The 8936-nt window shown below is 74.3% G+C and carries 5 protein-coding genes; 3 read left to right on the plus strand and 2 right to left on the minus strand.

What is annotated here, in order from left to right; translation table 11 throughout:
* Window positions 1–39: 39 nt before the first annotated feature.
* Together ACYVK7_RS08225 and ACYVK7_RS08230 are read left to right on the plus strand one after the other, a co-directional pair.
* Window positions 40–1068 carry a helix-turn-helix transcriptional regulator gene (locus ACYVK7_RS08225; protein WP_460887206.1) on the plus strand — a complete coding sequence of 343 codons (1029 nt, stop codon included), beginning with the start codon at window positions 40–42 and terminating at the stop codon, window positions 1066–1068.
* Between the two features lie 189 nt (window positions 1069–1257).
* Complete coding sequence (locus tag ACYVK7_RS08230; protein WP_460887207.1) at window positions 1258–5931, plus strand: S8 family serine peptidase; 4674 nt, start codon at window positions 1258–1260, stop codon at window positions 5929–5931.
* A gap of 117 nt (window positions 5932–6048) precedes the next feature.
* Here ACYVK7_RS08230 and ACYVK7_RS08235 read toward each other — a convergent pair whose 3' ends face one another.
* Window positions 6049–7095, minus strand: coding sequence for a proline racemase family protein (locus ACYVK7_RS08235; RefSeq protein ID WP_460887208.1), 1047 nt, complete (start codon window positions 7093–7095; stop codon window positions 6049–6051).
* Complete coding sequence (locus ACYVK7_RS08240) at window positions 7082–8194, minus strand: alcohol dehydrogenase family protein (RefSeq protein ID WP_460887209.1); 1113 nt, start codon at window positions 8192–8194, stop codon at window positions 7082–7084. The genes ACYVK7_RS08235 and ACYVK7_RS08240 overlap by 14 nt, the downstream gene beginning before the upstream one ends.
* Window positions 8195–8418: 224 nt before the next feature.
* Between ACYVK7_RS08240 and ACYVK7_RS08245 the strand changes: the two genes are divergently transcribed.
* On the plus strand, window positions 8419–8892 hold the full coding sequence (locus tag ACYVK7_RS08245) for a hypothetical protein (RefSeq protein WP_460887210.1): 474 nt from the start codon (window positions 8419–8421) through the stop codon (window positions 8890–8892).
* Window positions 8893–8936 lie beyond the last annotated feature (44 nt).

Consider the following 8936-nt stretch of genomic DNA (forward strand, 5'->3'; position numbering starts at 1 on the left):
TTCTACCCGACCACCGACCACCGACCTACGCTGGCCCGCATGGCAGCGGACACCGGGACCACACGTGACGTCGCACCCGAGGGCGTCGATCTCGACAGCGACTTCGAAGCCGTCGGCATCGACGACGACTCCCGGCTGATCTACCGGTACGTGCTCGCCCAGGGCACCGTCCGGGTGGAGGACGTCGCCCGGGACGTGCCGCTCGACGGGACCGACGCCGCAGGGATGCTGGCCCGGCTCCGGACGGCCGGCCTGATCAACCGCACGAGCGGGCGCGACGGCGAGTACACGGCGGTCGACCCCCGCGTCGCGCTGCGGGCGCTGACCGACCGGACCGCCGCACAGCTGGACCGGGTCCGTGCGACGATCCCGGACCTGGCCGAGCTGTTCGAGCACCCCGGTGACGCGCCGCGTTCGGGCGCCGGGGTGCACGTGATCGACGACCCCGCGCTCATCGGCGCCTGGTACACCCGCCTGGAGCACGAGGTGACCGGCGAGTTCATGGCGTTCGACCGGCCGCCCTACGTCCTGGCCGGCGAGAACCCGGTCGAGCCGCTCGTGCTGGAGCGCGGCGTCCTGTGGCGGGCGGTGTACGCGGCGGAGGTGCTGGAACGTCCCGGCGCGTGGACCGAGATGCGGTACGCCGCGTCCCAGGGCGAGCGGGCGAGGATCGCCCGGACCCTGCCCACCAAGCTGGCGATAGCGGACCGCCGCACGGCGCTGGTCAGCTCCACCCTCGACGCGCACCGCCCCACGGCGGTCGTGGTCGAGGGTGGTCCGCTCGTCGACCTCCTGTGCGCCGCGTTCGAGTCCGTGTGGGCCGACGCCGTGGAGATCCCGCCCACCGACAGCCTGGAGGGCACCGCTCCCCCGGACCGCGGGCCCGGCCAGGGCGACCGCGCCCTGCTCGCCCTGCTCGGTTCGGGCGCGAAGGACGAGACGATCGCCCGTGAGCTCGGCCTGTCCGAGCGCACGCTCCGGCGCCGCACCGCGGACCTCCTGCGCCGCCTCGGCGCGGCCAACCGCTTCCAGGCCGGCGCGCAGGCCGTCCGCCGCGGCTGGATCTGACCCGGCGGACCGACCCGCCGCGCCGGCCCGCCAAGCAGCCCCGCCGAGCTGACCCAGCGTCAGCAGCCGGGTGAAATCAGGCCTCCCGCGTGACAGCCGTGTAAACACTCGCGGCCGGTACCGGCCAGTGGCCGCAACCGGTCAGCCGCGCCATTGCCTCTCCGGTCGGGCGAAGGCTAGACAACCGTCATGCAACCTCTGTCCTCCGGCCGCCGCTGGGGTGCCCTGTTCACGGGCACCCTCGTCTCGGCCTCCGTGATCCTGTCTCCGGGCGCCGCCGTCGCCGCCCCGGACCCCGACCCCGTGCGGGTCATCATCGAGCTCGAGGCACCGACCGCCGCCGACGTCGTCGGCCACGGGGAGGTCGCCGCCGCCCGATCCGACCAGCCCTCCGCGCGCGGCGCGTTCGCCGCCGAGTACCGGGCCGCCGTCGACGCCGTCGAGGAGGCCCAGGGCGGAGTCACCTCCTGGGCGGTCCGCGAGGGCGTGGCGCTCGACGACACCGAGCCGCTCACCGGTCTGCTGGCGGGCCTGGTCGCGACCGTCGACGCCGCCGACCTGGCCGAGCTGCGCACCGCGCCCGGCGTCGCGCGGGTCACCCGCGACGCGCCGGTGCACATCCTCGGCGAGGCCAACATCCCCGCGACCGGCGCGCCGCAGGTCTGGGAGCGCACCGACGGGTCCGGCACGCCCGTCCGGGGCGACGGCCGCACGGTCGCCGTCATCGACACCGGCGTGGACTACACGCTGGCCGATCTCGGCGGCGGGTTCGGCCCGGGCCACCGGGTCGTGGACGGCTACGACTTCGTCAACGACGACGCAGACCCCATGGACGACCACATGCACGGCACCCACGTGGCGGGCATCGTCGGCGCCGGCGGGGACAACCTCACCGGCATGGCGCCGGACGTGTCGCTCACCGCGTGGAAGGCCCTCGACCGGAACGGTGGCGGCACGACGTCCGACCTGGTGCTCGCGCTGGAGGCGGCGACGGACCCGCTGGACGACCACCCGGCCGACGTCGTCAACATGAGCCTCGGCGGGGTCGGGGACGGCACCGACCCGCTGGGGCGTGCCGCCACCGCCGCCGTGCGTCAGGGCGTCGTGGTCGTGGCCGCCGCCGGCAACTCCGGGCCCACCGGGCAGAGCGTCAGCACGCCCGCGGCCGCCGAGGGCGTCATCGCGGTCGGGGCGGGCGTCACCGGCATCGCCGACCCGACGCTCACGCTCGACGGCGCACGGCCGGGCGACCAGCCCCGGCCGCTGGACGTCGACCGCTTCCCGCTGTCCGCCAACCCGCCCGCCGACGGCCTCACCGCGCGGCTCGTCGACGTCGGCGACGGCCTCGACGCCGAGGACTACGAGCAGGCCGGCGACGTCACCGGCGCGATCGTCGTCATGGACAGCCTCGTGGTCTCGGACCTCGGCCAGGTACAGGGCGGGCACCTCGTCCAGGCGGAGCTCGCCGAGGAGCACGGCGCGGTCGGCGCCCTGCTGTACAGCCCGAGCCCGGCGGACCCCGTGGACGACGGCGTCACGCCGCAGAGCGACGCGGCGGTACTCACCGACGGCGGTTTCGACCTGCGCCGGGAGAGCCTCGTCATGATGTCGATCAGCTCCGCCGAGTACCACGAGTTCAAGCGCGAGGTGGCTGCGGGCACCGCGAGCGCCACCATCGGCTCGGTCGACCGCACGGACACGATCGCCGGGTTCAGCTCGCGGGGTCCGAGCGACGCGATGACGCTCAAGCCGGAGATCGTCGCGCCCGGCTACGAGATCCTGTCGGACGTCCCGGCGTCGCTCGGTGTGGAGGGCGACCAGTACCGCTTCTCGGGCACGTCGATGGCCGCCCCGCACGTCGCCGGCGCGGCCGCGCTCCTGGCCCAGGCGCGTCCGGAGCAGACGGCCGCGCAGCTGCGCGCGACCCTGATCGGCAGCGCGCAGCCGCTGGGCTCCGACGAGGCGGGGCTGTCGCCGTCGGACCAGGGCGCGGGCAAGCTCGACGTCGCCGCGGCGGTGGACCAGCGGGTCACGGCGTCGCCCGACGCCGTGTCGCTGGGGCTGGCCGACATGGGTCCCGACCGGGCGAGCACCCGGTCCGTCGTGCTGCACAACGCGGGCGACCGCGCTGTGACCGTCCGGCTGTCCGTCGAGGCGTCCGACGCCAGCACCGGCGAGGCGGCGCTGTCGACCCGCCGGTTGCGGATCCCCGCCGGGCGGGACGCGTCGGCCGAGCTGACCGTCACGCCCGCCGTCGGCGCGGTCGACGCCGAGACGTCCGGCGTGCTCGTCGGCAAGGTCTCGGACGGCACGACGGTCCGGGTGCCGTACGCGGCGTACGTGCGGCCGCTGCAGGTCCAGGCCTCGCCGGCGCCCGCCGTCGGGCAGACCGAGGTCTTCGTGCGCTCCGTGATGACCCCGGAGGCCACCCCGGTGGTGGTCGCGACGGCGCCGTCGGGCGAGGAGTACACGGCGGCGCTGTCCGCCGTCGGCGCGAACGCCGGCTGGTACCGCGGTACGGTGCCGCTCGACGAGCAGGGCACGTACCGCCTGCGGGCGACGGCGACGGTCACGGGACGCACCCTGACCGGTGAGGCGGTGCTGCAGTCCGAGGGCGCCGACCAGCCGGGCGCGTGGGAGCAGGTCGGCCTGTCCGGCGCGGCCCGCGAGCTCGCCGTCTCGCCGACGGCGCCCGGCACGGGCATGGCGATGACGTCGACGGGCGTCCACCCGTTCGTGACGACCGACCGCGGCGAGACGTGGCAGCGGGTGCGCAGCATGCCGGTCGGTGACGGCTGGGGCATCCCGGTGGCGGACAGCACCGCTCCGGGGGCGTTCTACGTGGCGCTCAACGCCAGGGCGGGCACGGTGGTGCTCGACCCGAGCTACGAGGGCCGGATCGTGCACACCCCGGACGCCGGGGCCACGTGGACGGTGCTGCCCTTCCCCGACGTCGCCGTCGACGAGCTCGTCGCGCACGACGACGCGCTCGCCGCGGTCACGTCGGAGGGCCTGTACCTCAGCCGGGACGGCGGCCAGTCGTGGCGCACCGTCCCCGCCATGTGGGACGGCGACGCGACGGGAGCCGTGTTCGCCGGCGACGACCTGCTGATCACGACCTACCAGGGCATCTACCGCATCGCCGACGTCCTCGACGGGGGCAGCGAGGTCACGCGGACCTACGCGGGCACCGACTACCGCACCCGCCCGCAGGGCGTCGCGGCGGACGGGACCACCGCGGTGGCGGTCCGGGGCGACGGCGTGTCCATGGTGTCGACGGACGGCGGCGCCACGTGGGCCGACGCCGCCCACACCGGCCAGTCGTACGTCACCGAGACCACGGTGGTCGAGGGCGTCGCGTACGCGGCGGGCCTGTCCTCGTACAGCACGAGCACGGACGGGGGCGCCACCTGGACCACGCACCCGCTGCCGGTCCGTGGACCGCTGGCCACGGACGTCGACCACTGGCCGGGCACCTCGGCGACGAGCGTGGTCATGGCCATGGGCAACTCCGGCTACTACGCCACGGACGACGGCGAGACCTGGACCCGGTCCGGGGTGTCCGGCACGGACGTGCGCGGGGTGCACGTCGGCACGGGTGGTGACGGCGAGCCCGTGCTGCGGGCCGTCGACGCGGAGGGCCTGCACGTGCGGCCGCTGGCCGACGTCGGACCGGACGAGCAGGACTGGGGCTCGAACCACCCGGGCGCTGTCGGCTACGCGTTCATCCAGGTGACGCAGTCGGAGGTGGGCGAGCGCGCCGTGTGGGCGATCGGCACCAACGCGTTCGGCGGGGCCAAGATCCGCACCGGGCCTGCCGGGGGCACCGACGCCGACCTGGAGCGGGTCGGCCCCTCCGGGGGGCTCACCCCCGGGGCGCTGGCGGTCTCGCCGCACGAGGACTCCGCGGGCGACGGCGACACGGTGGTCGTCTCCTTCGGCTCCCTCGTGGCGCGCGGGATCATGGTGTCGCACGACGGGTTCGAGACCTGGCGCACCCACGACAACGGCCTGCGGGTCGCACAGGTCGCGTTCGACCCGCAGGACCCGCGCCGGCTGTGGCTCGCCACGTCGACGGGGCTCTACCGGTCGGACGACCTCGGAGCCACGCTCACCCGGCTGACCACCACCGACACCCGGTCCGTCTGGGTGGACCCCGCCGACACCGACCACGTGGTGGCCGGTGAGCGGCCGGGCATCCGGGTCAGCACTGACGGCGGTGAGTCGTTCAGCGCCGCCGAGATCCCGGACTCGTCCGCCGACATCGAGGCCGTCGTCGCCGTCGACGTGCCGGACGGCCCTGCCGCCGGGACGCGGCTCCTGGTCGCGGGGGGCGCACGGTGGAACCCGAGCGGCCTCGTCGCGGGCGGTGCCGGAACCTTCGTCTCGGCTGACGGCGGTGCCACGTGGAGCCCGGCGTCGGGCGGCCTGACCGCCATGTCGGTGCGCTCGCTGAGCGTGAGCGCCGACGGTGCCTGGGTCTACGCGGGCACCGACGAGGGTGGCGTGCACCGCACGTCCGCTGCCTCGCTCGTTCCCGCCGACGCGCTGCCCGTGGTCACCACCACGCGGATCGACGCACCGGACGAGGTCCGCCGCGGGGAGCGCCCCCGGGTCCGGGTCTCGGTCGGCGCGGACGGCGCGGACGGCGCGACGCCCGCCGGGTCGGTGACCGTCACGGTCGGCCACGCGGGCGACCGTCACCCGTACGAGCGGACGGTCCGGCTGCGGGACGGCCGCGCCGACCTGCGGCTACCCCCGCTCGTCCGGGCGGGCACCTACGAGGTGACGGCGGCGTACGAGCCGGCCGGCCGCTACGCCCCCTCGACGGCGACCACGACGATCGAGGTGCGCGGCCGCTAGTCCCGGTAGGCGGCCCCGTGTGGTCGGTAGAACGTCAGGAGGTCGGCAGCCCGGGCTGCCGACCTCCTGACGTCCTGCCGACCACGTCGGCGGGACGCCGCCTGCCGACCGGCCTGCCTATGCCGCCGGACGGGGCACGAGGACGTTCGCCAGGTCCGTCGGGTCCACCAGGGGATCGTCCAGGTCCACGGTGACGCGCGAGTGCGCGATCAGCCGGGCCCTGCCGGTGATGGTCGAGTGCAGCGCCGCGTACTCGCCCACGCGGGCGCCGTTCAGTACGGTACCGACGAACCGGCTGCCCCGCGGCGAGATCGTCTCGAGCGACTCCCCCTCACGGATCTCGCCCCTGCGCGCCATCAGCGCAAGGCGCGCCGAGGTACCCGTACCGGTCGGGCTCCGGCAGAGCACGCCCGGGTGGACGTACGTGGCCGACGGCGACTCCATCCGCCCGTCCCCCACCGTGCGCACCGGCCCCATGAAGTGGGCGAACGGCAGCGGCCCGACGGCGCCCAGCTCCGGGTGCTCCTGTCGCAGGCCGGGCCGGGCCGCGCGCACGAAGGCGTCGCCGAACGCCGTGAGCGCGACCTGTTCCTCCGCGCTGAGGCTGAAGCCGTGCAGGGAGGCGTCGATCATCGCGTAGTAGGCGCCGCTCCACACCAGGTCGAACCCCACACGGCCGTAGTAGGGCACGTCCACGCTCAGCCCCTCGTCCGCCACGTACGCGGGCTCTCCCTGCGTGGTGATCGACTCGACCCGGCCGGCGATGACCCGTGCGGTGATCAGGGCCAGACCGGCCGGCGACTCGAGCACCACGTCCTGCAGGCCCTCCTCCATGGGGATGGCGCCGCTCTGCAGCAGGGCCGTCGCGGTGCAGATGGTGTTGGATCCCGAGTACAGCGGGTAACCCATCGCCTCCATGATGATGTAGCCGGCCTGCGCCCCGGGCCGGCTCGGCTCGACGATCAGGTCGACGGACATCGCCGGGTCACCGTACGGCTCGGAGAGCAGCAGCCGGCGCAGACCGTCACCCTCGTTCTGCAGGTAGCGCGCCTTCTCGAGCACGCTGGCGCCCGGCAGCGGCTCGACACCGGCGATGATGATGCGGCTGACGTCCCCGCCGGACTGGGTGTCGATCAGCTCCAGCGTGCACTCACGGTCCAGCATGCGGGGCTCCCACCTGCTCCCAGTGGCGGTCGGGGACGACCACCAGCTTGCCGACGTAGGACTTGGCCAGGAAAGTGGTCTGCGCCTCGTGGAAGTCCGAGAGCCGGAACGTCCGGTCGAGCAGCGGCCGGACGGCGCCGTCCTCGATGTGGCGCACCAGCCGCCGGAACGCGGTGCGCGTCCCCTGGGACGAGCCGTGCAGCTCGAGCTGCTTGAGATACATGGTGCGCAGGTCCAGGTTCACCACCGGGCCGCCGATGGCACCGGCCGTGGTGTAGCGGCCCTCCGGCCGCAGCACGCGGAGCAGGTCGTTGAACATCGGGCCGGCCACGAGGTCGGCCACCACGTCGACCGGGCCGTCGACCACGCGCTCGACCTCGGCGACCAGGTCGGGCGCGTCCCGCAGGACGACGTCCTGCGCGCCGATCTGCCGGAGCGCGTCCTCCTTGCCCGCGCTGGTGACGGCGTACGGCACCGCGCCACGCACCCGTGCGAGCTGGACGACCGCCGACCCCACGCCGCCCGAGGCCCCCGTCACCAGGATCCGCTCGTCCCGGGCGAGCCGGGCGCGGTCGAGCATCTGCTCGGCGGTCAGGTAGGCGCAGCAGAACGTCGCCAGCTCGGCGTCGTCGATCCCGGACGTGACCTCGTAGGCGTTCTCCGACGGCACCGCGACGTACTCCGCGTAGCCGCCGTCGCGCCCGTGGCCGATGTAGTCGATGTCCGCGAGGCTGTCGTCGCCCTCCGGCCGGTTGTAGATGCTGAAGTCGACCATCACGCGCTGCCCGATCCGCTCGGTCGGCACGCCCTCCCCCACGTTGACGACACGGCCCACCGTGTCGGTGCCCTGGATGCGCGGGAACGTCAGCGTGGACCGGCCCCGACGCCACGTCGACACCTCGGCGGCGTCGGTCTCGGTGCCGTAGGCACCCTCGCGCACCCACACGTCGGTGTTGTTCATGCCGCAGGCATGCACGTCGATCAGCACCTCGCCGGCGTCCGGCGTCGGGGTCGGCACGTCGTCCCGGTAGACCAGCTGGTCAAGGCCCCCGTGACCGACGAGCTGGACCGCCTTCATCACCGCAGGAATCGCCGTCATCCTGGGAGTCTAGGGGCGCGAGTTCCTGCGTCGCACCCGCGAGAACTCGGCGCGTCACGCCGCCCGGCGAGCCTGGGCGGGCGCCCTGCCGGCGTCGCCCCGCCGCCAGGTGCAAGGTCCGCTTCGAACATGCGATCCGGCACGCTCTCGGCCGTCCAAGCATGCCTGATCGCATGTTCGAGGCGGACTTCTCAACCGGTGCTCGTCGTGGTTGGCTTCGGCCCGTGGAAATCATCGTGACCAGCGTGATCGCCGTCGTCGGAACGCTGCTCGGCTCCTTGGCGACGCATTACTTCCAGCGGCGGAACCGGGCGGACGCCGAGCGTTTCGAACGCAACGAGCGACTGCGCCAGGAGCGGGTCAGCGCGTACACGTCGTTCGGCGGCGCGCTCGTCAGCCTGCGCCGGGCGCAGGTCGACCGCTGGTACGCGGTCCACGAGGAGCGCCGGAACGCCGACCCCGACGCGATCCGCTACGAGACCTACCGGCTGCGGACGAGCGCGCTCGAGGCGATGTTCCGGGTCCAGCTCGTCACCGAGTCCAGGGAGCTGATCGAGCTGGCGCAGCAGGCGATCGACAGCGTCGACCGCCTGTCCTTGCGCACCCCCGCCGAGGACTTCAAGGACGCCCGCGACGTGTCCCGGCAGGGCATCTTCAGCTTCGTGGAGGCGGCACGGGAGCACGTGGAGGTGGCGTAGTACGCCACGCCATGGACGCCGCCGCCCACGGGTCCCACCAGACA

It is taken from the genome of Promicromonospora xylanilytica (genome assembly GCF_054782895.1).